This is a genomic window from Stenotrophomonas sp. (genome assembly GCF_032056425.1).
Classification (GTDB): domain Bacteria; phylum Pseudomonadota; class Gammaproteobacteria; order Xanthomonadales; family Xanthomonadaceae; genus Stenotrophomonas.
Genome location: NZ_DAMBCN010000033.1, coordinates 15,193 through 39,164, shown reverse-complemented (window position 1 = coordinate 39,164; position 23,972 = coordinate 15,193). Strand labels below are relative to the sequence as shown.

Genomic DNA, 23,972 nt, shown 5'->3' with positions numbered 1-23,972 from the left:
CATCCATGCGGCTCACGCCCCCGCAACCGGACCCACCCCGCCTTCGACAGTTTCCAGTGATCTGTCGGGAAGGCACGGGGTCGGATCCCGTTGCTGCGCAACGGGCTCTGACCCCAGATAGTTTCTGACCCCAGATAGTTTTGGATATCTGACAGATGTGTCGACCAAGGTCGACACCTACCAACAGCAGAGGGGAACTGTCAGAGGTGGGGCGGTGTCGGAGTGCGGGGTGTCAGCCGCATGGATGCGGCTGCCAAGCCTACACGGGTGAGGGCGCTTTGCTTGCGAAGCACTGCTTCGCAAGCGCCCGAACGCACAGCCGCCAGCGGCTGGGCCGGGCCCCGGAGGGGGACTTGCGGCGTCCCCGCATTCCGACACCGCCCCGCCATCCCACAGAATGCCCGCTCTTGCTTTGGACGTTGCCGTTGCCGTTGCATCGAGCAGGTGCAGGGCGCCGCCCTGCAAACTACAACCACCGCCCCTGCACCACCACGCGCCGTTCGACCGGAACGCCTGCCACCGCCGCCGGGCCGTGATCGGCGCGCACCGCCACGAACGTGGCCGGCAGGCCTTCGCCAATGCCGTACTGCGGCAGCCCGATCACCTGCGCGGCATGCGTGGTCACCATGTCCAGCGCCAGATCAAGATCGGCATCGGTGTAGAAGCCCGAGCGGTAACCCAGCAGCATCGCCCGCTGCAGCAGATCACCATTGCCGTAGGGCCACCAGCAATCGCGGATGTTGTCGTTGCCGGCGAACACCCGCACCCCGGCATCGTGCAGTGCACGCAGCGGCGGGAACGGATGATCACCGGGCGCGTTGCTCATGATCGCCACACCCGCGCTGGCCAGTGCCTCGCCCACCTGCAGCGCGCGCGCCAGCGGCACCTCGCCCAGCGCGTACGCATGGCTGACCGCCACCCGTCCCTGCAGGCCCGCCGCTTCGGTGCGCGCGGCAATGCGCAGCAACTGCGCCAGCCCGATCTCACCCGGTTCGTGCAGGTGGATGTCCAGACGCACCGCGTGGCGCTCGGCCAGACCGAACAGCAGCGCAAGCTGCCCGTCGGCATCACCGTCCAGGGTGCTGGGATCGATGCCGCCCAGCACCTGCACGCCAGCATCCAGGGCCTGCTGCAGCACCGTGGCGGTGCCCGGGCAGGACATCACCCCCGCCTGCGGGAACGCCACCAGCTGGATCTGCATCAGGTCCGCGCAGCGCTCGGCCGCTTCGCGTACCCCCTGCAGGTGCTGAAGGCCCGTACTGCCATCAATGTCGACATGGCAGCGCATGGCCACCGTGCCAAACGCACTGCACTGGCGGATCAGCGCCTCGGCCCGATCGACCATGGGTGCGGCGGCGGCAACGGCCTTCTTTTCCACGGCCAGGCGCTCACGCAGGCTGGCCACCGGCTGGTGCGGGTGCCAGCGGTCGCCCACGAAGCTCTTGTCCAGGTGGATATGGCCGTCGACCAGCCCCGGCAGCACGGTGAAACCGGAAAGGTTGACGCTTTCGGCACCTTCGGCCGCGCCAACCATGTCGTTGAGCCCCTGATAGCAGCCGTCACGGATATGGAACTGCAGCGGCGCGCCGTGGCGATCCACCCCACCATGAACGAATTGAAGGGCCATCAGTCTCTCCACAGGTCAGAACAGGCGGCCATCGTGCGCCTGCCCGCTGCCATCGGCCAACGAAATATGGTGATGCCAGCCATTCGATGCGGCGATGGCGGCCCGACAGCCACACGCTGCGGGCACGCCTGAACAGGTACCATAGCGCTCTGTTCCCGCTGTAGATGCCATATGGGCCCGTCCGACCGCCACGATCGTCTCCGCCGCTGGCAGGCCGCGTCCCTGTTGGCCGCCGCGCCGATGGCCAGCCTGGCCGCCAGTGACGCCCCGGCCACCGCCCCGCCGCCCTCCCCGCCCGGGCAGCAGCGCGTTGCGGCGGCGGTACTTGTGGAACGCCTGCACCAGCGGGTGCTGTCTGGGCAGAGCGCCACCGCCACCCTGGAAAGCTGGTGTGCCGAGCACGGCCTGGCCGAGCAGGCACGCGTACGTGCGGTTCGCGTGCACGGGCAGGACAAGGTTGCCCCGATGGAGGTACTGCGCGCGCTGGGTGCCAGTGAAGGCACGGCCGTACGCTATCGGCGCGTGCAGCTGGTGTGCGGCAGCCGGGTCCTGTCCGAGGCCGACAACTGGTACCTGCCCACCCGCCTCAGCCCGGCCATGAACCAGGTACTGGACAGCACTGACGAACCCTTCGGTCGCGTGGTCGGGCCCCTGGGGTTCGAGCGCCAGACCCTGGCCGACCAGACATTCTGGCCGGCCCGCAGCGATGGCAGTCACGGCGTGATCCTGGAAGTGCGCGCCCTGCTGCGTGACCGCCAGCAACAGCCGTTCAGCTACGTCATCGAGTCTTACAGCGCGCATGCACTGCCGTAGCAGCGCGCGCGCCGTTCACGCAATCTGCAACAAATTGGATAGCATTCGGCCCGGCGTCGCGGCAAGGTCGGATGCATGTGTACCGAACCCGTTCCCTCGCCCGTTCCCGCGCTGCACCCGGTGCTGCGTCGGCATCTGCTGCATCTGACCCATGGCAGCGTGACCGTGCGTGCGTTGCAGCGCAACGACCTCAACGACTGGTTGGGCCTGTGCGTGCAGCGCCGCGCACAGCATGGCTTCGGCTGCCGGCCGGACGCCGACGTGCAGCTGCTGATCGGGGTACAGCGCTCACGCCTGCAGTTCGACAATGACCAGTTGCTGCTGGGCGTGTTCGACGCCAGCAACGGCCGCCTGCTGGACCAGTTGGGCGTCCGCCTGCAATCGACACAGGCTCGCAGCGCCGAACTGCACCCGTTCTGCCAGGGCCTCTGGAAGGGCACCCAGTCCCTGCGCGATACGCTGCACGCGCTCTGCCCTTTCCTGTTTGAACAGGTGGGCCTGCATCGCCTGTATGTGCTGCTGCCAGCACAGACCCCGAAGACCGTCGCCTCGGTCTGGAAGGATGCCGGCTTTGAAAAGGAGGGCGTGCTGCGCGGCCAGCACTTCGATGGCGCGCAATGGCAGGACCGCCATCTGCACGCGTTGACCGCGCCGGAGTGGCGCCGTCGCCAGGATGAAACCGGCTAGCGCACGCGTTCCAACACCTGGTCGGCACCGGTCAGCACCGAGCACGCATGATCCTGCAGCTCCTCGGCGCTGGCCTCGTTGCGGGTCGCGGCATCGACCCGCGTCGCCAGCAGCACGAAGCCAGGCGTGCCCTGCACGTCCTGGCGCCCCGCCACCAGAAGGCTCCACTGGCCCGCCTCCGCCACGCCGCTCAAGCCGTAGGCCAGCAGGTTCAGTGGATTGGCAGTCAGTTCCGGACCGGGCAGCACCCGCGCCTGATAGACGTGGCCGCGCAGCGGAGCCGGCAGCGGTGCCCACTCCGGCCCAAGCGCGCCTGCCTGTGCGTCCAGCGCCTGCAGCACATCGGCGCGCAGGCAGTCCACGTGGATGTGCAGCTGATGCTGCGAACGCCCGTGCGGCGAATTCAGCGCCAGGCTGGCCACCTCGCGCGGCAGCGTCTGGCCCAGTGCTCGTTCGCTGTGCACGCGGGCCTGCCACGCCGCAGCGAAATAGTTGGGGACGCCGCGCTGGTACAGCGCCGGGCTTTCAATGCCGCTCACCTTGTCCAGCGGCATCAGCAGGAACTGGTAGTCGCCGTGCGTATCCTTGACCAGCACATCGCGCCGGTCGGCCGCTTCATTGACCTGCAGACAGCTGCCCTGCGGCCCCTGCGGGTTGCGGCAGTCGCGCTGGATGACCCGCCACAGCGCATCGGAGTGGGCCGGCGGCGGCGTACTGGCACAACCAGCCAGACCGGCGAGGGACAACAGCAGCAACGAACGCGGGAACACGGCGGGATCCGGACAGGCGGCGGGCCATTCTACCGGCTCCCGGCACAGCTTCAGTAGGTGCCGAACGGCACCTCGACACGCAGCGGTGGTCCCGCCGGCACCGGCTGCAGGGTGTAGCGGTCCAGCGCGCCCTCTTCATCGGACTGCGGCAACCGCTGGAAGGTCAGCAGGTACTGTGCCTCGCCCCAGCGCACGCGGGTGCCCGTGCTGTCCACCGCGGCCCCCTCGGGCAGCAGCAGGCCGCCCAGGTCGCTGTAGGCGCCGGGCACATCGGCAAAGGTGTAATCCACCAGCTCATCGACCCGCTGCATGGCATACACGTGCGGCAGATAGGGGCGCGCGGCACTGTGCACATTGCCCAGGTCGGCCACCCATACCGCGGGCAGGTGATACTGCTCGCGCAGTACGTTCACCCCCAACGAGGGGCTGGCGACCTGCAGGCAGCACACCGTGCGCCGGCCCTCGCGGTCCAGGACCGCGAAACGGTCGCCACGGGTCGCCGCCTGCGGCAGCATGGCGAAGGCCAGATTGCGCTGCGCCGGGACATGGCCGGTTTCGGTCTGCAGATTGCGCCAGGCACCGAACAGCGCGCCGTCCGCCACCGCCGTCGGCTCGGTCTGGGCCTGCGCGAACGCGGCCATGCCCAGGCTCAGCACGCCTGCAAGGATCCGCACGGAGTGGACTCGGACTGCCTTCATCTGCGATCACACGCCTGCGCCGGCAAGGCCCGGCTCCGCCCATCGACGCTGCGTCGACACACCGCGCACTATGCAGCGTGGCGCCGGCACCGGCAATGATCCCGTCGCTGCCAGCTGCACTGTGGCGGTGCTATCGTGCAGCCATTCCCCTGCGCAGGAGCGCCCGCATGACCGCCATCCGCCTGTCCCTGCTGCTGCCCGCCTCGGCCCTGCTGTTGTCGGCCTGTGTCAGCACGCCCGGCCCGCAGGTGAGCGGCAGCGGCCAGTGCAACGCCAGCACGCTGGGGTGGGCCGTCGGCCAGCCCGCAGACGAAGCGAACATGCGGCGCCTGTCCCGCGAAAGCGGCGCCGGCCTGGTCAACCCGATCGGACCGAATACCATCACCACCCGCGACATCCGCCCCGACCGCCTGCGCGTGTTCGTGGACAAGGACAACATCATCACCGCCGCCCGCTGCGAATGACCCCGGGGCGTGCCCAACGGCCCGCGCCCCGGCTATTGGTAGAGTCGAGCTTGCTCGACTGCTCCGGATCCGGCATTTCGTAGCGTCGAGCTTGCTCGACTCTACCAAAGCGGTGCACCCCCACCCCACCAAAGCGGTGCAATCACACCCCATCCGAGGCACTGCAATCACACCCGCCCCATCCTTTCGCCTTGGAGGTATGGCCGATGCCGGGGTTGAACGTATTGCTCGGGTCCAGCTGCTGGTAGAACGCTGCCAACGCCGGCTTGGCCGGATACAGGTGGCCCACGTTGTGCTCTGCCGGATACTCCGCCCCACGCTGGTCCAGCAGGGCCCACATCGCATGTTCGATCGCCATCGGGTCTTCGCCCTTGCGTGCGATGTAGTCCTGGTGGAACACGTGGCAGAGGAAATGCCCGTAATAAAGCTTGTGCAGCAGGCGCCCGTCGATATCCGCCGGCAGCGTCTCGAACCAGTCGGCGTCGTCGCGGCGCAGTGCGATATCCAGCGCCACGATGTCCTGCACCTGGGCGCGATGCACTTCGCGGTAACGCACGGCCGCCCCGGCCACGGCGAACCGGTGCAGGAAGGCCTTGCGCCCTTCGTCTGCTGTGCAGCGGAAGAAGCTGCCCTCGTGGTTGGCGAAACACTCCCGCAACCAGCGCTCGGTCTCTGCAGCGTCCTGCGCCGATACCTTCAACAGCAGGTGATGCTCGTAGCGCTGGCGGAACTCGCCCATGCGCGTCGGCAGGTGCGAAGGCAGCAGTGCGGTCAGCGCCTGCATCGCCCGGTCGGTGACGCCGCGCAGCCCGATCCGCTCGAACCAGCCATCCACCCGGCTTTTCAAGGCGAAGGCTGCTGGCACGCGCGCGGTGCCCAGCTGGTCGATCAGCAGGAAGGTGTCCTTGCCGTAGCGCTCGCCGATGTCATAGGCATCACGGTGGATGTATTCCCCCGCGATCGGCAGACGTTCGAATCCGGTCAGCAGCTGGCGGCGGATGGCGGTGAGCGTGGCGGTGCGGTTGCTGCCGATGTAGAACACCTCGGCCGCTTCCTTCTCGAACGTATCCAGGCGCACGGCGAACACCGCCAGCTTGCCGGCAGAACCGGCCGCTTCGAAATGGCGGCCGGGGTCGGCATTGAAGCGTGCCGGCGTATCGGCATCGACCTTGCGCACGTCGTCGCTGTAACGCTGGTCGGACGCGGCGCGCCCATCGCCATCGCCCACGTCGGCCGCACTGTACTGCCCGTCCTGCAGGCGCTGCAGGATCTGCTCGGGGGTATCGCCCAGGGCGATGCCCAGGTGGTTGACCAGTTGCAGCCGGCCCTGCGCATCGACCTGTGCATACAGCGCCAGCTCGGTGTAGGCCGGACCACGGCGCACCAGGGCGCCGCCGGAGTTGTTGCAGACCCCGCCCAGCACCGAGGCACCAATGCACGACGAACCGATCACCGAATGCGGTTCGCGCCCCAGCGGCGCCAGCGTCTGCTCAAGGCGGTCCAGGGTGGCACCGGGCAGGCACAGTACCTGGCGGCCTTCGTTCAACAGCTGGATGCCGGTCAGCCGCAGCGTGCTGACCAGCACGATCGGGCGCCCATAGTCGTTGCCATCCGGGGTCGAGCCACCGGTCAGGCCGGTGTTGGCCGCCTGCAGGATGATCGCCGCGCCGCCCTGCACGGCCGCCTGCAGCACGTGCCACAGTTCCAGCAGCGTGCCGGGGCGCACCACCGCCAGCACCGGGCCTTCACCGAAGCGATAGCCGCGGCGGAAGCGGCGCGTGGCGCGGTCGCCGGTCAGCACGTGGCGATGGCCCACGGCGTTGCGCAACTGCGCCAACACGGCATCGGTATCGCTCATGGCAGGCGCACCAGCGAGTCGCGGCCGATATCGGCAATGCGGCGCGCGCCGGTGAGGGTCATCGCCACCCGCATCTCCTTGGCGATCAGGTCCAGCAGATTGGCGACCCCGGCCTCGCCCTGGGCCGCCAGTGCGTAGACGAAGGCGCGCCCCAGCAACACCGTGTCGGCGCCCAGCGCCAGCATGCGCACCACGTCCAGGCCGTTGCGGATGCCCGAGTCGGCCAGGATCTTCATATCGCCCTGCACCGCATCGGCAATGGCCGGCAGCGCCCGCGCGGTGGACAGCACGCCATCGAGCTGGCGACCGCCATGATTGGACACCACGATGCCATCAGCACCGAACTTCACCGCATCACGTGCATCGTCCGGGTCGAGGATGCCCTTGATCACCATCGGCCCCTTCCAGAACTCGCGGATCCATTCCAGGTCCTTCCAGGAAATGGACGGATCGAAGTTGCTGCCGAGCCAACCGATGTAGTCCGCCAACCCGGTCGGATGGCCGCGGTAGGCGGAAATATTGCCCAGGTCGTGCGGGCGGCCGAACAGACCGACATCCCACGCCCAGTGCGGATGGGTGATGGCCTGGCCGATGCGACGCAGCGGCGCATTGGGGCCGCTCATGCCCGAGTGCGCGTCACGATAGCGCGCGCCGGGCACCGGCATGTCCACGGTGAACACCAGGGTGGTCACGCCGGCGGCCTGCGCCCGCTGCAGCGCGTTGCGCATGAAGCCGCGGTCGCGCAGCACGTACAGCTGGAACCACATCGGGCGCTGGATGGCCGGAGCCACTTCCTCGATCGGGCACACCGACACCGTGGACAGGGTGAACGGAATGCCGCGACTGTCCGCCGCCCGCGCCGCCTGCACTTCGCCCCGCCGCGCGTACATGCCGGTCAGGCCCACCGGCGCCAGCGCCACCGGCATCGCCAGTTTCTCGCCGAACAGCTCGGTTTCCAGGCTCAGGTCGGCCATGTTGCGCAGGATGCGCTGGCGCAGCGCGATGTCGGACAGATCGGAAACGTTGCGCTTCAGCGTGTGCTCGGCATACGCGCCGCCATCGATGTAATGGAACAGGAACGGCGGCAGCCGGCGTTGCGCTGCGGCACGGTAATCGGTGGAGGCGGAAATGATCATGGATTCAACCGGAAGTAGTCAGCCGTGCGGGGACGGCAGGCGCGAGGCCCGTGCACGCCGGGCTTCGTTGTCATCGAGCGTGCGCAGTGTGGTGTGCACGAATTCAAGGTGGGCATGCGCGGCGGCGCGCGCGCGCTCGGGGTCGCCGGCCAGCACCGCATCCATCATTTCCCGATGCTGGTCGGACAACGGCGAGAAGGTCCGGGCCGAGGTGTACAGCTTCTCGCGGCTTTGCGAGATGTTGGTCTGCAGCAGTTCGAACAGGCCGCGCATCACCTGCAGCAGCACCAGGTTGTGCGACGCCTCGGCAATGGACAGATGGAACGCGGCATCGGCCTGCGCTTCGCCAGCAGGGTCATCCTTGCCGTGCGCCTCCATCATGGTCTGGAACGCGGCGGCGATGCGCGTGCGGTCCTCATCGGTCGCGCGCAGCGCGGCATGCCAGGCCGTGGCGCCTTCCAGTGCGTGGCGGATTTCCAGCACGTCGAAGCGGTATTCCGGGTCGCCCTGGAACAGCGGCAGGTACGGTGCCAGTGGCTCGTCCAGCGTCTGCCGGGCGCGCGCAGCCGGTGCAGCCACGTAGGTACCACCGCCCACCCGGGCCGTCAGCAGGCCCTGGCTGGACAGCTGCGCGATGGCCTCGCGCAGCGCCGTGCGCGATACCCCCAGCCGCACCGCCAGGGCGCGTTCGGCTGGCAGCCGGTCGCCCGGCTGCAGCTGCTGTTCCTGCACCAGCGCGCGCAGCTGCGCGGCCACCTTGTCCGAAACCCGTTGCATGCTCATGGCGCCATTGTGACCCGAACCGCGCAACGCTGGAGGAACGCGCTGGCCATGGCTCAGGGAATCATCCAGGTCAGCCAGTAGGCCTGGGCCAGCGTGATCAGTCCGACCATCGTGGTGAAGATCAGGCTGTGCTTGACGGTAAAGCGGAACAGGTCCGATTCCTTGCCGGCCAGGCCCACCGCCGCACAGGCAATGGCGATGGACTGCGGGGAAATCATCTTGCCGGTCACCCCGCCGGTGGTGTTGGCCGCCACCAGCAGCACGTCCGATACGCCGATCTGCTGCGCGGTGGTCGCCTGCAGCGCCGAGAACAGCGCGTTCGAAGAGGTGTCCGAGCCGGTCAGGAACACGCCCAGCCAGCCCAGGAACGGCGAGAAGAACGGGAACGCATCACCGGTGTGGGCAAGCGCCAGCGCCAGGGTGGCCGACAGCCCGGAGTAATTGGCGATGAAGGCAAAGGCCAGCACCATGCCGATGGAATAGATCGGCACGCGCAGCTCGCGCACCGTCTCGCCGAAGGTCTGCAGCGCGGCCTTTGCCGGCATGCGCAGGGCGATGATGGCAATCACCGCCGCCAGGATGATCGCGGTGCCGGTAGCCGAGAACCAGTCGAACTTGTAGATCGCCTCGTAGCTCAGCGGCGCCGGCACGATCGGCGGCATCTTCTGCACCATCTGGTCCAGGCCGGGCACCGGCAGCTTCAGCACCCAGCTTTCCAGCGCACCGCCGGCGGCGAACAACGCCTTGAACGGCTTGATGCTCCACAGCGTGACCATGGCGGTCAGGATCAGGAACGGCGACCACGCCTTGGCAATCTGGCCCACGCTATGGCGCGGTGCCTCCAGCGCCTGTGCAGCGGCCCGCGCACTTGTTTCGGTATCGAAACGGAAGATACGCACCGGCTTCCAGCGGCGCAGGAACAGGGTCAGGCACACCAGCGAGGCCAGCGAGGCGGTGATGTCCGGCAGCTCCGGGCCGATAAAGTTGGAGGTCAGGTACTGGGCGATGGCGAACGAGCCACCGGCCACCAGAACCGCCGGCCAGGTTTCCTTGATGCCGCGCCAGCCATCCATGATCGCCATGATCCAGAACAGCACGATGATGGTCAGGAACGGCAGCTGGCGGCCGGCCATCTGGCCGATCTCGAACGCGTCCAGGCCGGTCACCTGCCCGGCAACGATGATCGGAATGCCCATGGCACCGAACGCCACCGGTGCGGTGTTGACGATCAGGCACAGGCCGGCCGCATACAGCGGCTTGAAGCCCAGGCCGACCAGCAGCGCGGCGGTGATCGCCACGGGCGCGCCGAACCCGGCGGCGCCTTCCAGGAAGGCACCGAAGGCGAAGCCCACCATCAGCATCTGCAGGCGCTGGTCTTCGGTCACCGACAGGATCGAGGCGCGGATGATGTCGAACTGCCCCGTCTTGACCGAGACCTTGTACAGGAACACCGCGCCGATGATGATCCAGGCGATCGGCCACAGCCCGTAGACGAAGCCGTAGCCGGCCGCCCCCAGCGCCTGCGCCAGCGGCATGCGGTAGAACAGCAGGGCCACGCCGAGCGCGATGGCTACGGTGATCGTGCCGGCCAGCCAGCCCTTCATGCGCAGCACGGCCAGGGCGACGAAGAAGAAGGCGATCGGCAGCAGCGCGATAAGGCTGGACAACCACAGGTTGCCGGCGGGGTCGTACAGGTGTTGCCAGGGCTGCATGGAAAATCTCGGCGTTGACGGGGAACCCACCGCAGTGGGGCGGTCCGTGGCGCGTGGATATTGGTCGTACCATTATCCGCAACAAATGCACCACTGGTGGCGGATTGAACCGCCATTCCCGCAAGACGCCTATTAGACCATAGCGTTAGTTCTGGCTTATTGGTATGACCATTAGAAGAAAGGATCAGAGCCCCTGCGGGGATCTGACCCTGTTGCGGCGGGGTCGGATCCCCGACAGGGGCTCCGACCCCACCCCGCCGCTCACAGCTTCTTCTCCACCCGCCGTATCACCGCCAGTACCAGCACGCACAGCACGCTCACCCCCATCGCGATCACGTACTTGCCAATGCCCACGGCAATGCCGATGGCGGCGGCCATCACAAGAGAACTGGCAGTCGTCAGCCCACTGACCTGGTCTTCGCGGTTGCCGCGCAGGATGGTGCCGGCGGCAACGAAGCCCACGCAGGCCACCACGGCCTCGATCAGGCGTACGGGATCGACCTGCAGCAGGTCGCGGTAGCGCTCCTGCTGGAAATGCTCGGCCACCGAATCGCCCAGGCCGACGATCAACGCCGCCGCGCCCGCAATGAGCATGTGTGTGCGCAGGCCTGCGGCATGTTTGCCCATCTCGCGTTCAACACCCAGCACGCCGCCAAACACCATGGCGGCGGCCACGCGCAACAGGATCGATACGTCCTGGGTAAGTTCCATCAGCCGGCTCCGGGATTTTCCCGGAGCGTCGCGCGCGGCGCGTGGCATCACAGTGAAGGCGCCCGCACGGCCGGTTCACCGGGTTGCGCCGGGCCGTGCCCGGCGTCACCTTCGCTCAGCGCATCACTGCGCCAAGTAGCCCCCGTCGATCGCGTAGTAGGTACCCGTCGCGAACGAGGCATCACTGCTGGCCAGCCACGCCACCAGTGCCGCCACCTCGTCCGGCTTGCCCAGCCGCTTCAGGGCATGCTTGGCTTCCAGCGTGGCACGCGCATTCGCATCCATCTTGTCCAGCAGCGGCGTGGCAATGAAGCCCGGACCCACTGCATTGATGCGGATGCCGTCGGCGGCGTGTTCCCACGCGGCGGTCTGGGTCAGCCCGACCACACCGTGCTTGGCCGCCACGTAGGCGGTGGAACCGGCAAAGCCCACCTGGCCCAGGATCGACGCCATGTTGATGATGCTGCCACCCTTGCCGGCCGTGCGCATCGCCTGGATCTGCGCACGCTGGCACAGGAACACGCTGGTCAGGTTCACATCCACCACGCGCTTCCAGCCATCAACCGGGTAATCACCACTGCTGGCTGCCGGGCCGCCGATACCGGCATTGTTCACCGCGATATCCAGCCCGCCCAGTTCGTTCACCGTGCGCTGCACGGCCGCGTCCACCGCTGCCTCGTCGGTTACGTCCAAGGCGATGCCGATGGCTTCGGCACCCTTGGCCTTCAAGGCCTGCACGGTCGCATCCACGGTGTCCTGCTTCAGGTCCCACACCGAAATGCGCGCGCCGGAGGCAGCAAGCAGTTCGGCCACGGCCAGGCCGATGCCGGAAACGCCGCCGGTCACAATGGCGGTCTTTCCGCCCAGCTGATAGTCAATCATCTGTGTACTCCACGTGTTGGGAATCGATGCGGGCCTGCCCGCCTGCTCTCGAATCTACGCCGCAGCGTGTTACGGAAGCGGCACGCGGCGCACCCGTACCACGCAACGATCCTTCCCATCGCTGCAACGCGCGCGGCCCTATGCTCATCCACACCTCCCCCAATGCATGGACCCCCTGATGAATGCCGAATCCCGCGTGTTGTTCACGCCCACCCGCCTGGGTGATATCGCCGTTGCCAACCGCATCGCCATGGCCCCGCTCACCCGCAACCGCGCGCTGCCCGATCGCGTGCCGTCGCCGCTGGCGGTCACCTACTACCAGCAGCGGGCCAGCGCCGGCCTGATCATTGCCGAAGCCACCCAGATCAGCCCACTTGGCCAGGGCTACCTGGATACCCCCGGCATCTACAGCGCCGAACAGGTTGCGGCATGGAAATCCATCACCGATGCGGTGCACGCAGAAGGCGGCCGCATCGTGCTGCAGTTGTGGCATGTGGGCCGCATCTCGCACACCAGCCTGCTGCCGGAAGGCGAGGTGCCGGTAGCGCCCAGCGCCCTGCGCGCGAACGGCAAGACCTTCACCGCCAACGGGTTTGAGGATGTGTCCGCACCCCGTGCGCTGGCCATCGAGGAAATTCCGGCGCTGATCGAGGATTACCGCATCGCCGCGCGCAACGCCATTGCGGCCGGTTTTGACGGCGTGGAAGTGCATGCGGCCAACGGTTACCTGATCGATCAGTTCCTGCGCGATGGCAGCAACCAGCGCAGCGATGCCTACGGCGGCAGCATCGAAAACCGCACGCGCCTGCTGTTCGAAGTGACGAGCGCGGTGGCCGAGGCCATCGGCGCGGCCCGTACGGGTGTGCGCCTTTCACCGGTCACCCCGGTCAACGATGCCCACGACAGCGATCCGCAGCCGCTGTTCAACCGCGCAGTGGAACGGCTGGACGGCATTGACGGACTGGCCTTCATCCACGTGATCGAAGGCGCCACCGGCGGTGACCGCGACAACATCGCGTTCGACTACACCGCACTGCGTGCGCGCTTCCGCGGCCCGTGGATCGCCAACAACGGCTACGACGTGGACAGTGCCGAACAGGCCGTCGGCAGCGGCTATGCCGACATGGTCGCCTTCGGTCGTGCCTTCATCGCCAACCCCGATCTGGTCGAACGCCTGCGCAGCGGCGCTGCCCTGGCCGAGCTGGACCCGGCCACGCTGTATGGCGGCGGCGCGCACGGCTACACCGATTACCCAGCGTTGGGCGCATAAGCCGCGCATGCGCCGGGCCGCATCCGTCGGGCATGGCCCGGCGCTACCACCGGCTCATCTACGGGTAGCGCCGGGCCATGCCCGGCGTTACCCCGCCACCTTCAATACACCGGCAGATCGATGTAGCTGGCCTGCGCGGCACTGTGCCAGACCCGCTGCGTGGTCTTCTGGTAATCGCCCGGCTTGGCCAGGTAGATGTTCGGCACGTAGGTCTGCGGGTTGCGGTCATACAGCGGGAACAGGCTGGACTGCACCTGCACCATTACCCGGTGCCCCTTCTGGAAGGTGTGGTTGGCATTGGGCAGGTCGAAGCGGTACGGCAGTACCTGGTTGGCGGCCAGCGGCTTGGCCTCGCTGAAGCTCTCGCGGTAACGGCCACGGAAGATCGCCAGCGACACCGGCAGCTCGTAGCCACCCATCTCCGGCGTTGACGCCTCCTGTTCGGGATACACGTCGATCAGCTTCACCACCCAGTCGCTGTCGGTGCCACTGGTGGACGCCTGCAGGTGCACCACCGGAGTGCCGCCGATGCGCAGCGGTTCGCGCAACGGTTCGGTGATGAAGGTCAGCACATCGGGCCGGCCATCCACGAAGCGCTGGTCCTTCACCAGCCAGGTGGTCCACATGTCACGGTCGGCGAAGCGCACTGGGCGCGGCACGAACGGCACCGGCTTGGCCGGGTCGGACACATACTCCTCGTAATCACCCTCACCCGCCGCCGGCGGCTGGAAGGCCAGTTTCCCGCCGGCACGCAGGTACAACGGCTTGCTGGCCGCCGTGCAGTTCGTTTCGCAGCTGCGCGGCCAGCCCTGCAGGCGGTCCCAGTGGTTTTCACCGGTGTTGTAGACCAGCACGGGCGGCGTGTCGGCCTTGGGCGCGCCGTCCACCAGGTACTGGTCGAAGAACGGCTTGAGCACATCGCGGCGGAACTGCAGCGCGGTATCACCATCGAACTTCAGGGCGCCCAGTTCGCTGCCGCTGTAATTCACCTGGCTGTGCCGCCACGGGCCCATCACCAGGTAGTTGTGGGTATTGCCGGTATCGCGTCCTTCCATGGCCTGGTAGGCATGGTTGGCGCCCCACATGTCTTCCTGGTCCCACAGGCCCTGCAGCCACATCGTGGGCACCTGCAACGGGGTGTTGGCCATCACTGCATCGAGCGCCTGGCCCTGCCAGAACGCATCGTAGGCCGGGTGCTGCACCAGCTTCTTCCACCACGTCAGCTGGTCCACGCCGGTGAAGCGCGCATAGTCGCCGGCCGAACCGATGCGCAGGAAGGTGCTGTAGTCGTCGTAGCCCAGGCTGGGCAGCGGCGTGCCCTTGCCGCGCTTCTCGGTCTGCATGGCGAAGTAGTTGAAGTTGACCTGGCGGAACGCACCGTAGTTCAGCCAGTCATCACCCATCCAGCCATCCACCATCGGGCTCTGCGGTGCGGCCACCTTCAGCGCGGGGTGTGGGTTGGTCAGCGCCATCACCACGGTGAAGCCTTCGTAGGACGAGCCCAGCATGCCGACCTTGCCGTTGCTTTCCGGTACGTGCTTGACCAGCCAGTCGATGGTGTCCCAGGCGTCGGTGGCGTGGTCGACCTTGGTGTTGTTCAGCGGCCCGCGCAGCGGCCGGGTCATCACGTAATCGCCTTCGGAACCGTACTTGCCGCGGATATCCTGGAACACCCGGATATAGCCGCCGTCGACGAACACCTCGTCGCCCTGCGGCAGCAGGTCGCGCATGCGCGGCGAATCGCTGCGGTTGGCGCGGCCGGCGGCATCGTAGGGCGTGCGGGTCAGCAAGATCGGCGCATTGTGCGCGCCCTTGGGCACTACGATGACGGTATACAGCTTGGTGCCATCGCGCATGGGCACCATCACCACGCGCTTGTCGTAGTCGCGGCCGATATCCGGTGCAACGAACGGCTTGCCACTGATGTCCGGGGTCATCGGCGGGGTATCGGCGGCCAGCACGCTGCTGGACAGGCACAGGGCGATGGCTACAGCAACGGCACGCACATGCATGGATGACCCCTCGGCAGGAAAGGTTCCAGCGTACTCCTGCCCACCGCGCCGAAGTGTGCGCCGGCTTTGCGTTCTGTGGTGTCCGGGGCACGACTGATGGCACATGTGCGGCCGGCGGCCGCTGCACTCGCCGGGCATGGCCCGGCGCTACCCGTTCCCGCGGTCTTCGGTAGCGCCGGGCCGGGCCCGGCGGATCCATCAGCCCGCGGGGACCTCGTGCAGCGCCAACCAGCGCCAGCGCCCCTCGTCCTGCCGCAGCACCGCCAGCGATTCCCGCCAGGCCAGCGCTCCGCCAGCCACCGCATGCCCTTCGCGATAACGCAGCACCGCCAGTGGTGCGGGCGCCGGGATCCTCTGCACGTCTTCGATGGCGATCTCCAGGCCGGGGCGCGCGCCGTGCCCGCCCACGAACAGCGCCTGCACCGCGTCCCGGTCCAGTCGCCGCCCGGCGATGCCGACCATGCTGAAGTCCGCGCAGAAGTGCGCCATCAGGTCATCCAGCGCTTCGGCGCCGGTGTCGGCACGGAACCAGGCCTGCAGCGCGTCGTGCAGTACGTAGACTTCATCTTCGGCGGTGTGTTGCATCAGGCATTCTCCGGTTGCATGAGGGTCAGTGACTGCGCGCGGCGCAACAGCAGCATCGGCAGCAGGGTCAGGACAGCTGCCATGCCCAGCGCAGCGCCCGTGGCACGCGCTGGCAGCCATTGCAGGGCCAGCGCCAGCACCAGCGCGATGGCCGCCGTGCCCAGGCAGAAACTGAGCTGGCGGTTGAGGTTCCACAGCGCACTGGCGTCACCCAGCGCATCCGCGTCAACGCCAGTGAAGGCCAGCGTCTGCGCGGTGCTGCTGCACAGGCTGCCGCCCGCCCCCATCAGCGCAAACAGCAGCGCCGCCAGCGCGAATGAAGGCTGCGGCAGCAGGGCCATCAGCAGCAGGCCACTGGCCTGCAACAGCATGCCGACACGCAGTACTGCGCCCGGCCCGAAACGCGCCAGCAGCCGCCGGCTGCCTGTGATCGCCACGGCCGACGCCAGCGCCCAAGGCAGCATCAGCGCACCGATGCGCGCCGCACTGTAGCCGGCCGCGTGCAGCTGCAGCGTGCTGGCCAACTGACTGCCGATGAACACGCCGGGTACGGCCAGGTAGACCAGCATTGCCAGTCGAAGGCCGCGAAGGGACAGCAGCGACCAGCGCAGCAGCGGTTGTGCCTGCTGGCGCGCGTGGCGCAGGTGGGCCAGCGCCAGCAACAGCGCGAGCGGCAACAGCAGGGCCCCTGCACCGCGATGGCCGGCCTCGCCCAACCACGTCAAGGCCAGCAGCAGCACGCCCAGCGCGCTCATCGCGGTGGCCAGAGCATAGGCCTGCAGGCGGGGCGCAGTGCGTTCGCCATCGGCCGGCATCCAGGCCAGCACCAGGCCCATCGCCGTCAGTGCCAGCGGCAGGCTGGCCCACAGCACGCCGCGCCAGGACAGCCACTGCACCAGCAGCCCGCCCAGCGCGGGGGCCAGTGCCGGGACCAGCAGCGCCACCAGCAGGATGCGCCGGGTCAGCGCGCCACGTTGGTCGGGGGTGCACTGCCGATATGCCGCTGCCTGCGCCACCGGGATCAACAGGCCACCGGCCAGGCCCTGCAGCAGGCGCCAGACCAGCAGCCAGCCGATGGACGGTGCAGCTCCCGCCAGCACCGCAGCGGCGGCGAACAGCAGCAGCGCGACCAGCAACAGGCGGCGCTCGCCACAGCGCGCGGCCAGCCACGGCGCCAGAGGAATCACCACGCTCAGGCCGAGCATGTAGGCAGTGCCCACCCAGGCCAACAGGCCCACATCGGCCTGCAGCTCGGACGCCAGTGCGGGATAGGCCACGGTGGCGATGAACATGTTCACCAGGTCCAGGGCGAACACCAGCAGGAAAATCGCCTCATGGCGCAGGCGCGGGGAAGGCATCAGCACGCTCCAGCAAAGAAGGTGCCAGCATGGCGAACCGGCGTTGTTGGAAAAACACGACACCAGCTGCAACACTGTCAAACCAATTTTGACAATGCAGCGTCATGGTCAGCCTTGATCGCTTCGATATCTTCCGCGCCGTGGTCGAAGCCGGCAGCCTGACCGCTGCCGCCGACCGCCTTGGCCTGAGCCGCGCGGTGGTCAGCTTCAACCTGAAGCGGCTGGAACAGGAGCTGGGCGTAACCCTGCTGCTGCGCAGTACCCGGCACCTGGCCCTGACCGAGGCCGGCGAGCACTTCCTGCAACACTGCGTGCAGGCGCTGGATGCGGCTCAGGCGGCCATCGATGCCGCGCGCCGCGACCAGCAGCAACTGCAGGGCCTGCTGCGCCTGACAACCACGCCGGAATATGCGCAGCTGCGGCTGATCCCCGGGCTGCAGGCGTTCCGGGCGCAGCACCCGGCCCTGCAGTTGCATCTGTCCACGTCACCGGCACCGGCCGATCTGATTCCAGAGCGCTTCGACCTGGCGATCCGGCTTGGCCGACTGCCCGATTCCAGCCTGCATGCCAGCGAACTGGAACGGCACCCGCTGTGCGCCGTGGCGGCCCCTGCACTGCTGGCACGCCTGCCGTGCGCCGACGCAGCTGACGATCCGGCGCAGCTGGGTACCCTGCCCCGCCTGGGCTATCCGCGCCTGGCCGATGTGCCGGTGGTCGCACCTGACGGCAGCGACGCCCTGTTCGCCACCAACCCCGGCAACGCCGTGATCCGCGTGGACGGTGCAAGCAGCCTGCGCGCCTTCGCCCTGGCCGGCGCCGGGGTCACCGTACTGCCGCGCTGGCTGATCGAGGACGACCTGGCCCACGATCGCCTGCGGCCGGTACTGCACCAGCATCGCTTCCCGCAGCAGAGCGTCTACGCCGTCTACCCGCACAGCACGCAGCCCTCGCCGAAAGTCCGCCACCTGATCGATTTCCTGCGCGGGTGGTTCACCGGCACTCCCGGGTGATGACGGCGTCCGCCGGAGATGCCATGACCAGGTAGCGCCGGGCCATGCCCGGCGAGCGCAGCGGCACCCCACAAAAAGAAACGGCCCCTTTCGGGGCCGTTCCTCCGAACATCAACAACCCGCTGGATCAGCGCAGCACCTGCTCTACCAGCTGCACGTCCACGCTCTGCAGCGGCTCGGCCGCGTTGCGCGACAGCTGCACCTGGTAGGTGCCGCCGTCGATCTTCCACTGGCGCGCCTGCGCATCGTAGTGGGCCAGGGTCTTCGGCTCGGCTTCGATGCGGATGCGGCGCTGTTCGCCCGGCTGCAGCTGCACCTTGTCATAGCCGATCAGGCGGATCGGCGTGGTGCTGCCAGCCGGCAGCTTCAGGTACAGCTGGGCCACGTCCGCACCGGCGCGCTTGCCGGTGTTGCGGATGTCCACGCTGGCGACCAGGCGCGAACCCTCTACGCTCACCTTCAGGTTTTCATAGGCGAACGAGGTGTAGGACAGACCATGGCCGAACGCGAAGGTCGGGGTCAGGCCCTTGGCGGCCATCCACTTGTAGCCGACGTTGGCGCCTTCGATATCGAAATCGAACACGTCGCCGAACTCCTTCTTCGGCTTGAAGCCCAGGCCGTCGATGTGCGGGCGCGGCAGCTGCGATTCGTCCACCACCCAGGTCACCGGCAGGCGGCCCGACGGGTTCACCTGGCCGGTCAGCAGCGCGGCAATGCCTTCGCCACCGCGAATGCCCGGGTACCAGGCCTGCAGCATCGCCGGCACCTGCGCCAGCCACGGCGTGCGCACCGGGCCATTGGTTTCCAGCACCAGCACGGTCTTCGGGTTGGCCTTGGCCACCGCGGAAATCAGTGCGTCCTGGTTGTCAGGCAGCTTCATGTCCGGCAGGTCGACCGATTCGGCCGCCCACTGGGTGGCGAACACGATGGCAACGTCTGCCTGCGCGGCGGCCCTGGCGGCCGCAGCGGCATTGCTGCCGTCCACATAGTCGATGGTTGCGTCCGGACGCGCTGCACGCAGCGATTCCAGCGGCGAAGACGGATGGAACATGACCGGGCCCGGCCAGGTGGTCGGCAGCACGCCCGGCACCGCATTGGTGCCCTTGGCGGTCACGCCCACCATCGACGAACCGCCGCCACCGATCACGCCCTTGTCGGCGTGGCCACCGATGATGACGATGCGCTTCACGCTGTCGGCCAGCGGCAGCAGGTTGCCTTCATTGCGCAGCAGCACGCTGCCTTCTTCCACCGTGCGCTGGGCCACGGCGAAACCGGCCTCGGCATCGACCTTCTGGTGCTGCGGCGGGTTGTCGAAGTTGCCGTGCAGGAACATCGTGCGCAGGATGCGCGCCACCATGTCATTCAGGCGCGCCTGCGGCACCACGCCGCCGTGCACGGCCAGGCGCAGCGGCTCGTCGAAGAACACCGCCGCGTCGAACACTTCGCCGGCCGACTGCTGGTCCAGGCCGGCCAGCGCCGCCTTCGAACCGCTGTGCACGCCGCCCCAGTCGGACATCACGAAACCGGGGAACTTCCACTCCTGCTTCAGCACCTGGTTCATCAGGTAGCCGTTCTCGCAGCCGTAGGTGCCGTTGATCTTGTTGTACGAGCACATCGCCACGCCCGGGCGGCCGGCTTCCAGCGCGATCTCGAAGGCCAGCAGGTCCGATTCGTGCATGGCCTGTTCGCCGATGCGCACATCGTGGAAGTTGCGGCGGGTCTCCATGTCGTTCAGCGCGAAGTGCTTCATGGAGGAGATCACGTGCTGGCTCTGCACGCCCTGGATCAGCGCGCCCACCATCGAGCCGGCCAGCAGGGGATCTTCACCGGCGTACTCGAAATTGCGGCCGTTGCGCGGGTCGCGCTGCAGGTTCACGCTGCCCGACAGCAGGATGTTGAAGCGCTGCTGCCACGCCTCGCGGCCCATGGTCGCGCCGCCAGCGAAGGCCACTTCGCGGTTCCAGCTGGACGCGGTGGACGGGCCCGACGGCATGGCCGTGGCGAAATCGCCCGGACGGATGCCACCGGGGTTGGTCACGCCCACGCCGGCGTCGGCCGACTGCTGCGCCGGAATGCCCAGGCGCGGCACCGCCGGCACGAAGCCGGCCGAGCCCACCGCGCCTTCCGGCAGCGGGCCACCGTCCTTGCCCAGCCCGAAGTAGCTGTGCAGCATCTGGAACTTCTCGTCCTCGGTCATCGCCTTCAGCAGCAGCGCAGCGCGCGCATCGGCGGTGAGGGTGGCGTCCATCCACGGGCGTTCGCCGCCCTTGTCGGCCGCATAGGCCAGGGTCAGCAGGGTCGCCTGCAGGCCACTGCCATCGATCTTGAACGGTGCGCTGCTGGCCGCCTGGAAGCCATCGCTGAAATAGCTGGCATCGGCTTCCAAGGCCACGCGGGACGGATCGAAACCGGCCGCCTTGGCCGACTCGGCCGCCACCGCACCCAGCAGCACCGCCGGTGCACCCAGCCGCGAACGCGACACCAGCGCCGGCAACCTTGCGGCGCCGGCACCGGCGTCGGTATAGACGGCCACGGTGTGGCGGCCATCATCCAGGCGCAGGTAGTTCAGGCCCGGCTGGTCCGGGCCGCTTTCGGCGGCGATCGGCAGACGGGTCAGCACGGCCTGGCCCTGCTGGGTCTGGCCGTTGTCCTTGCCGGCAGCAATGAAGCGGTAGTCGTAGCCCAGGCCATCGGCCAGCAGCTGCAACGGGTCGACCTGGCCGATGCCGCGCTGCACCTGGCGCACACTCACCGCGTCCACCTGCAGGGTCTTCAGCTGCGCTGCCAGGGCCGGCATGGCCTCGGGCGTGGGCGCCTGCTCCAGGGTCAGCACGGTGAAGGCGGCCGGATCGGCCCAGGCCGGGGCGGCCAATGCAGCAGACAGGGCGAGGGACAGGGCAAGCGGCTTTGTAAACGTTTTCATCGGCAGGCGTAATTCCGTTGCCAAGGCAATCGGTCCAGGGAAAGTGCCGCCGAAGGGTGCAGCGTCATACCGCGCAAGCGTTGCCAGGCAACACCTGCAGGCCAAAGGACGGGCCGGTCTGCGCGCGGGACCCTCCTCCCGGCGTGACAACCTGCCTGCCCGGGCCGCACACGGCGACCCATCCTGTGAAGATTGTGCGAGGGCGTTCATCGCTGTCAACAGGACCTAAGTCACAGGCGCCCACCCCCAGGCCGGTTATCAGCCCATCACCGCTGGTCATCAGTGTGGGCTGTGGTGCTGCCGATAATGGAATTCCCGGCCCCGAGCGTTGCCCATGACCCTGCACCGCGACTTCGACCATCTCTGGCGCGACCGCTGTGATACCTCCAGCCAGCGCAGCCCACGCGTGCTGATCCGCGTGTTCGTCGCCCCCGGGGAGCTGGAAGCACGAGTGGCGTTCTACGAACAACTGCAGGGCGTGGTGGCCGACGCGGGCTTCCCCTTCCCCGATGCCGGCCTGCGCCTGGCCATGGTCGGTGCCTTCCTGCTGATCGAAGGCAATGACACCGCACTGGCGCCGTTCACCTCCACCACCGGCACGTTGCTGGTTGACGATGTGCGGCCCTATCACGACAGGCTGGTCGCGGCCGGTGCGCAGATCATCTTCCCGCTGCAGGTGGTGCCCACCGGCGCGGCATTCAACGCCGTGCACCCCGACGGTACCGTGGTCGAGTACGTACACCACCGGCCGGACCCACACGGGCGGTAATGCGACGGCCGGGCTGCCGCCCGACACCCGCAGAGGCAACAGCAAACGCAACAGCAAGATCAAATTCCGCATTCCGTAGGATGGCGGGGCACTGTGGGTGTGCGGGGACGCCGTGAATCCATCCGTGGAGGCTTGGTCGCCGCATCCATGCGGCTCACACCCCGCACACCCACAGTGCCCCGCCTTCGACAGTTGGCTGGTACCCAGTAGATCCACGCCATGCGTGGATGCTTTTCGAATGCAACACGAGATATTCGATTCAGATGGAGATCCATCCACGCATGGCGTGGATCTACAATCGCTGCATGTCCTTACCTGCCCGGCCCTGGAACGGCACATTGCTGCTGCATGCTCACGTGGCGGTGCTGCAGGGCCGTGCCGGTGACAGCAGCACGCATGCGCACTACGCCCACCAGCTGCTGCTGAGCGAAACCACTGCCTGGCATGTCCAGATCGATGGCGTGGCGCAGCAGGGCCAGCGCCTGTGGCTGCCGTCCTTTGTGCCGCATGCCATCCTCGCCGCGCCTGCGGACGGCTGCACGCTGTTCCTGGAGCCGGCCCACGCCGAGCCCGCACAGATCCAGCAACAGCTGCACACCCTGCCCACCACGCTCGATGCCCTGCGCGCGCAACTGCCCCGGCTGGGCCGCGCGCAGCCGCTGGACCGTCGCGTGCAGGCCGCACTGGCCCGGATTGCACGGCACCTGCCGGGCCCGGTACCGGCGGCAGCAATTGCAGAAGCGGCGCATCTGTCCACCAGCCAGCTGCATCGCCGCTTCCAGTCCGACCTTGCCGTGACCCTGCGCGGCTGGGTGTTGTGGCAGCGGTTGCGCAGCGCCCTGGCGCATCATCTGCTTGGACACAGCTTGACCGACAGTGCGCACGCGGCCGGCTTCGCCGATCTGGCCCATCTTTCGCGCAGCCTGCGCCGCATGTTCGGCATCGGCGCCGCGCAGCTGCAGGGCCTGCAGCTGCAGGCCGCTTGAAGCCTGCGCTCAGCGGCGCCCGCGCAGGCCTTCGGGCAGCGTCGGCACCTGCCCTTGGGGCAGATCGCGGAACGGGGCCAGCAATTGCCCGGCGTAGTCACGCGGATAGTCCGGCTGGCTGCCGATGCCCAGGTCATGCGTGCGCAACCGGTAGCCCGGCGCATCGAAGGCGGTGCCAAGCAGGTGATCCCAGACGGTCAGGAACAGCCCGAAGTTGACATTGCCTGCGGTGCCGTAGCGCATGTGGTGGAAACGGTGCAGCGGCGCCCACGCCATCACCCGGCCCAGCACGCCCGGCCGCATGTCCACGTTGGAGTGCTGCAGCAGCAACTGGATGGCGATGGCGAAGGCCAGCACCGCCGCCACCGGCGTCGGCAGGCCCAGCACCAGCAGCGGCAGCACGCCACCCACCGCTTCAACGGCTTGGTGCAGCGGATGCTTCATCAGGCCGTTGAAGCCGTACATGCGGGTCACGCTGTGATGCACCGCATGCAGCCGCCACAGCCATCCGATGCGGTGGCTGGCGTAGTGCACCAGGGTGATGCCCAGATCGGCGGCGATGATGGCAACCAGTACCTGCAACGCGAACGGCCACTGCGCCGGCCACAGCTGCCACGGAATGATCGCCGCCAGCACAGGCACCGCCGCGATCGACAACAGATTCAAGGTTTCGTTGACCAGCGCATGCAGACTGTCACGCAGACGGTCGCCCTGCGCCTGATTGAATGCGGGATCGTATGGCCAGGCGCGCTCGGCGGCGAATGAAACGGCAATGGCCACCGCCAGCAGGGCCAGCAGCCACAGCGGGTCACCGTGCCGATGGCCGACCCAGGCCACGGCCGCGGCAACGAATCCAGACAGGAACAACGGCGCATACAGGCGGAGCATCCAGTGCTTCATGGGCAGCCCGTGAGTGAG

General features: G+C 67.9%; 21 protein-coding genes. 7 read left to right on the top strand and 14 right to left on the bottom strand.

The window, feature by feature from the left end; all coding sequences use genetic code 11:
- Positions 1–466 precede the first annotated feature (466 nt).
- On the bottom strand, positions 467–1,627 hold the full coding sequence (locus RTY46_RS17675) for an amidohydrolase family protein (RefSeq protein WP_312710026.1): 1,161 nt from the start codon (positions 1,625–1,627) through the stop codon (positions 467–469).
- A gap of 171 nt (positions 1,628–1,798) precedes the next feature.
- Between RTY46_RS17675 and RTY46_RS17670 the strand changes: the two genes are divergently transcribed.
- Both RTY46_RS17670 and RTY46_RS17665 read left to right on the top strand, forming a co-directional pair.
- Entirely contained in the window at positions 1,799–2,440 is a 642-nt protein-coding gene (locus RTY46_RS17670; RefSeq protein ID WP_312710025.1) for a hypothetical protein, read from the top strand.
- A gap of 75 nt (positions 2,441–2,515) precedes the next feature.
- Positions 2,516–3,127 (top strand): GNAT family protein, encoded by a 612-nt coding sequence (locus RTY46_RS17665; RefSeq protein WP_312710024.1) that lies wholly within the window; start codon positions 2,516–2,518, stop codon positions 3,125–3,127.
- Here RTY46_RS17665 and RTY46_RS17660 read toward each other — a convergent pair.
- Together RTY46_RS17660 and RTY46_RS17655 are read right to left on the bottom strand one after the other, a co-directional pair.
- Positions 3,124–3,897, bottom strand: coding sequence for a CDP-diacylglycerol diphosphatase (locus RTY46_RS17660; protein WP_312710022.1), 774 nt, complete (start codon positions 3,895–3,897; stop codon positions 3,124–3,126). The two genes, RTY46_RS17665 and RTY46_RS17660, sit on opposite strands and share 4 nt — an antisense overlap.
- A 50-nt stretch (positions 3,898–3,947) precedes the next feature.
- A complete protein-coding gene (locus RTY46_RS17655; protein WP_312710027.1) occupies positions 3,948–4,538 on the bottom strand; it encodes a decarboxylase in 591 nt (196 codons plus the stop codon).
- Between the two features lie 224 nt (positions 4,539–4,762).
- Between RTY46_RS17655 and RTY46_RS17650 the strand changes: the two genes are divergently transcribed.
- Complete coding sequence (locus RTY46_RS17650; protein ID WP_312710021.1) at positions 4,763–5,059, top strand: I78 family peptidase inhibitor; 297 nt, start codon at positions 4,763–4,765, stop codon at positions 5,057–5,059.
- A 142-nt stretch (positions 5,060–5,201) separates the two neighbouring features.
- Here the strand turns inward: RTY46_RS17650 and dld are convergent, their stop codons facing one another.
- The 6 genes from dld to RTY46_RS17620 all read right to left on the bottom strand — a co-directional run bounded on the left by dld (position 5,202) and on the right by RTY46_RS17620 (position 12,141).
- Positions 5,202–6,917: a D-lactate dehydrogenase gene (gene dld, locus RTY46_RS17645; RefSeq protein ID WP_312710020.1), complete on the bottom strand. Its 1,716-nt coding sequence runs from the start codon at positions 6,915–6,917 to the stop codon at positions 5,202–5,204.
- Positions 6,914–8,053 (bottom strand): FMN-dependent L-lactate dehydrogenase LldD, encoded by a 1,140-nt coding sequence (gene lldD / locus RTY46_RS17640; protein ID WP_312710019.1) that lies wholly within the window; start codon positions 8,051–8,053, stop codon positions 6,914–6,916. The genes dld and lldD overlap by 4 nt, the downstream gene beginning before the upstream one ends.
- Positions 8,054–8,071: 18 nt before the next feature.
- The gene (gene lldR, locus RTY46_RS17635; RefSeq protein ID WP_312710018.1) at positions 8,072–8,836 is read right to left on the bottom strand and encodes a transcriptional regulator LldR; all 765 of its coding nucleotides are present in this window, start codon (positions 8,834–8,836) and stop codon (positions 8,072–8,074) included.
- Between the two features lie 53 nt (positions 8,837–8,889).
- Entirely contained in the window at positions 8,890–10,548 is a 1,659-nt protein-coding gene (lldP, locus tag RTY46_RS17630) for an L-lactate permease (protein WP_312710016.1), read from the bottom strand.
- A 261-nt stretch (positions 10,549–10,809) separates the two neighbouring features.
- Entirely contained in the window at positions 10,810–11,259 is a 450-nt protein-coding gene (locus RTY46_RS17625; RefSeq protein ID WP_312710015.1) for an MgtC/SapB family protein, read from the bottom strand.
- 123 nt (positions 11,260–11,382) lie between these two features.
- Positions 11,383–12,141 carry an SDR family NAD(P)-dependent oxidoreductase gene (locus tag RTY46_RS17620; RefSeq protein ID WP_312710014.1) on the bottom strand — a complete coding sequence of 253 codons (759 nt, stop codon included), beginning with the start codon at positions 12,139–12,141 and terminating at the stop codon, positions 11,383–11,385.
- A 178-nt stretch (positions 12,142–12,319) separates the two neighbouring features.
- On the opposite strand from RTY46_RS17620, the gene RTY46_RS17615 reads away from it, so the two are divergent.
- A complete protein-coding gene (locus RTY46_RS17615; RefSeq protein ID WP_312710013.1) occupies positions 12,320–13,411 on the top strand; it encodes an alkene reductase in 1,092 nt (363 codons plus the stop codon).
- Between the two features lie 101 nt (positions 13,412–13,512).
- Here the strand turns inward: RTY46_RS17615 and RTY46_RS17610 are convergent, their stop codons facing one another.
- The 3 genes from RTY46_RS17610 to RTY46_RS17600 all read right to left on the bottom strand — a co-directional run bounded on the left by RTY46_RS17610 (position 13,513) and on the right by RTY46_RS17600 (position 17,366).
- The gene (locus RTY46_RS17610; RefSeq protein WP_312710011.1) at positions 13,513–15,423 is read right to left on the bottom strand and encodes a CocE/NonD family hydrolase; all 1,911 of its coding nucleotides are present in this window, start codon (positions 15,421–15,423) and stop codon (positions 13,513–13,515) included.
- A 198-nt stretch (positions 15,424–15,621) separates the two neighbouring features.
- The gene (locus tag RTY46_RS17605; protein ID WP_312710009.1) at positions 15,622–16,008 is read right to left on the bottom strand and encodes a DUF4440 domain-containing protein; all 387 of its coding nucleotides are present in this window, start codon (positions 16,006–16,008) and stop codon (positions 15,622–15,624) included.
- Positions 16,008–17,366: an MFS transporter gene (locus RTY46_RS17600; RefSeq protein WP_312710007.1), complete on the bottom strand. Its 1,359-nt coding sequence runs from the start codon at positions 17,364–17,366 to the stop codon at positions 16,008–16,010. Before RTY46_RS17600 ends, RTY46_RS17605 begins: the two co-directional genes overlap by 1 nt.
- 104 nt (positions 17,367–17,470) lie before the next feature.
- On the opposite strand from RTY46_RS17600, the gene RTY46_RS17595 reads away from it, so the two are divergent.
- Positions 17,471–18,376, top strand: a complete 906-nt coding sequence (locus tag RTY46_RS17595; RefSeq protein ID WP_312710006.1) for a LysR family transcriptional regulator — start codon at positions 17,471–17,473, stop codon at positions 18,374–18,376.
- Positions 18,377–18,503: 127 nt separating this feature from the next.
- Here RTY46_RS17595 and RTY46_RS17590 read toward each other — a convergent pair whose 3' ends face one another.
- Positions 18,504–21,299 (bottom strand): glycoside hydrolase family 3 C-terminal domain-containing protein, encoded by a 2,796-nt coding sequence (locus tag RTY46_RS17590; RefSeq protein WP_312710004.1) that lies wholly within the window; start codon positions 21,297–21,299, stop codon positions 18,504–18,506.
- 334 nt (positions 21,300–21,633) lie between these two features.
- Here RTY46_RS17590 and RTY46_RS17585 point away from each other — a divergent pair, with 334 nt between their 5' ends.
- Positions 21,634–22,068: a glyoxalase gene (locus RTY46_RS17585; protein WP_108753345.1), complete on the top strand. Its 435-nt coding sequence runs from the start codon at positions 21,634–21,636 to the stop codon at positions 22,066–22,068.
- A gap of 281 nt (positions 22,069–22,349) precedes the next feature.
- On the top strand, positions 22,350–23,054 hold the full coding sequence (locus tag RTY46_RS17580) for an AraC family transcriptional regulator (RefSeq protein WP_312710001.1): 705 nt from the start codon (positions 22,350–22,352) through the stop codon (positions 23,052–23,054).
- A gap of 9 nt (positions 23,055–23,063) precedes the next feature.
- On the opposite strand, the gene RTY46_RS17575 is transcribed toward RTY46_RS17580, so the two are convergent.
- Positions 23,064–23,942 carry a sterol desaturase family protein gene (locus RTY46_RS17575; protein ID WP_312710000.1) on the bottom strand — a complete coding sequence of 293 codons (879 nt, stop codon included), beginning with the start codon at positions 23,940–23,942 and terminating at the stop codon, positions 23,064–23,066.
- Positions 23,943–23,972: the final 30 nt, after the last annotated feature.

What these genes read in the sequence shown, in the direction of transcription:
- RTY46_RS17675 (WP_312710026.1), bottom strand. Translation starts at nt 1,627, where the DNA reads ATGGCCCTTCAATTCGTTCATGGTGGGGTGGATCGCCACGGCGCGCCG.
- RTY46_RS17670 (WP_312710025.1), top strand. Translation starts at nt 1,799, where the DNA reads ATGGGCCCGTCCGACCGCCACGATCGTCTCCGCCGCTGGCAGGCCGCG.
- RTY46_RS17665 (WP_312710024.1), top strand. Translation starts at nt 2,516, where the DNA reads ATGTGTACCGAACCCGTTCCCTCGCCCGTTCCCGCGCTGCACCCGGTG.
- RTY46_RS17655 (WP_312710027.1), bottom strand. Translation starts at nt 4,538, where the DNA reads ATGGCCGCGTTCGCGCAGGCCCAGACCGAGCCGACGGCGGTGGCGGAC.
- RTY46_RS17650 (WP_312710021.1), top strand. Translation starts at nt 4,763, where the DNA reads ATGACCGCCATCCGCCTGTCCCTGCTGCTGCCCGCCTCGGCCCTGCTG.
- dld (WP_312710020.1), bottom strand. Translation starts at nt 6,917, where the DNA reads ATGAGCGATACCGATGCCGTGTTGGCGCAGTTGCGCAACGCCGTGGGC.
- lldD (WP_312710019.1), bottom strand. Translation starts at nt 8,053, where the DNA reads ATGATCATTTCCGCCTCCACCGATTACCGTGCCGCAGCGCAACGCCGG.
- lldR (WP_312710018.1), bottom strand. Translation starts at nt 8,836, where the DNA reads ATGAGCATGCAACGGGTTTCGGACAAGGTGGCCGCGCAGCTGCGCGCG.
- lldP (WP_312710016.1), bottom strand. Translation starts at nt 10,548, where the DNA reads ATGCAGCCCTGGCAACACCTGTACGACCCCGCCGGCAACCTGTGGTTG.
- RTY46_RS17625 (WP_312710015.1), bottom strand. Translation starts at nt 11,259, where the DNA reads ATGGAACTTACCCAGGACGTATCGATCCTGTTGCGCGTGGCCGCCGCC.
- RTY46_RS17620 (WP_312710014.1), bottom strand. Translation starts at nt 12,141, where the DNA reads ATGATTGACTATCAGCTGGGCGGAAAGACCGCCATTGTGACCGGCGGC.
- RTY46_RS17615 (WP_312710013.1), top strand. Translation starts at nt 12,320, where the DNA reads ATGAATGCCGAATCCCGCGTGTTGTTCACGCCCACCCGCCTGGGTGAT.
- RTY46_RS17610 (WP_312710011.1), bottom strand. Translation starts at nt 15,423, where the DNA reads ATGCATGTGCGTGCCGTTGCTGTAGCCATCGCCCTGTGCCTGTCCAGC.
- RTY46_RS17605 (WP_312710009.1), bottom strand. Translation starts at nt 16,008, where the DNA reads ATGCAACACACCGCCGAAGATGAAGTCTACGTACTGCACGACGCGCTG.
- RTY46_RS17600 (WP_312710007.1), bottom strand. Translation starts at nt 17,366, where the DNA reads ATGCCTTCCCCGCGCCTGCGCCATGAGGCGATTTTCCTGCTGGTGTTC.
- RTY46_RS17595 (WP_312710006.1), top strand. Translation starts at nt 17,471, where the DNA reads ATGGTCAGCCTTGATCGCTTCGATATCTTCCGCGCCGTGGTCGAAGCC.
- RTY46_RS17590 (WP_312710004.1), bottom strand. Translation starts at nt 21,299, where the DNA reads ATGAAAACGTTTACAAAGCCGCTTGCCCTGTCCCTCGCCCTGTCTGCT.
- RTY46_RS17585 (WP_108753345.1), top strand. Translation starts at nt 21,634, where the DNA reads ATGACCCTGCACCGCGACTTCGACCATCTCTGGCGCGACCGCTGTGAT.
- RTY46_RS17580 (WP_312710001.1), top strand. Translation starts at nt 22,350, where the DNA reads ATGGCGTGGATCTACAATCGCTGCATGTCCTTACCTGCCCGGCCCTGG.
- RTY46_RS17575 (WP_312710000.1), bottom strand. Translation starts at nt 23,942, where the DNA reads ATGCTCCGCCTGTATGCGCCGTTGTTCCTGTCTGGATTCGTTGCCGCG.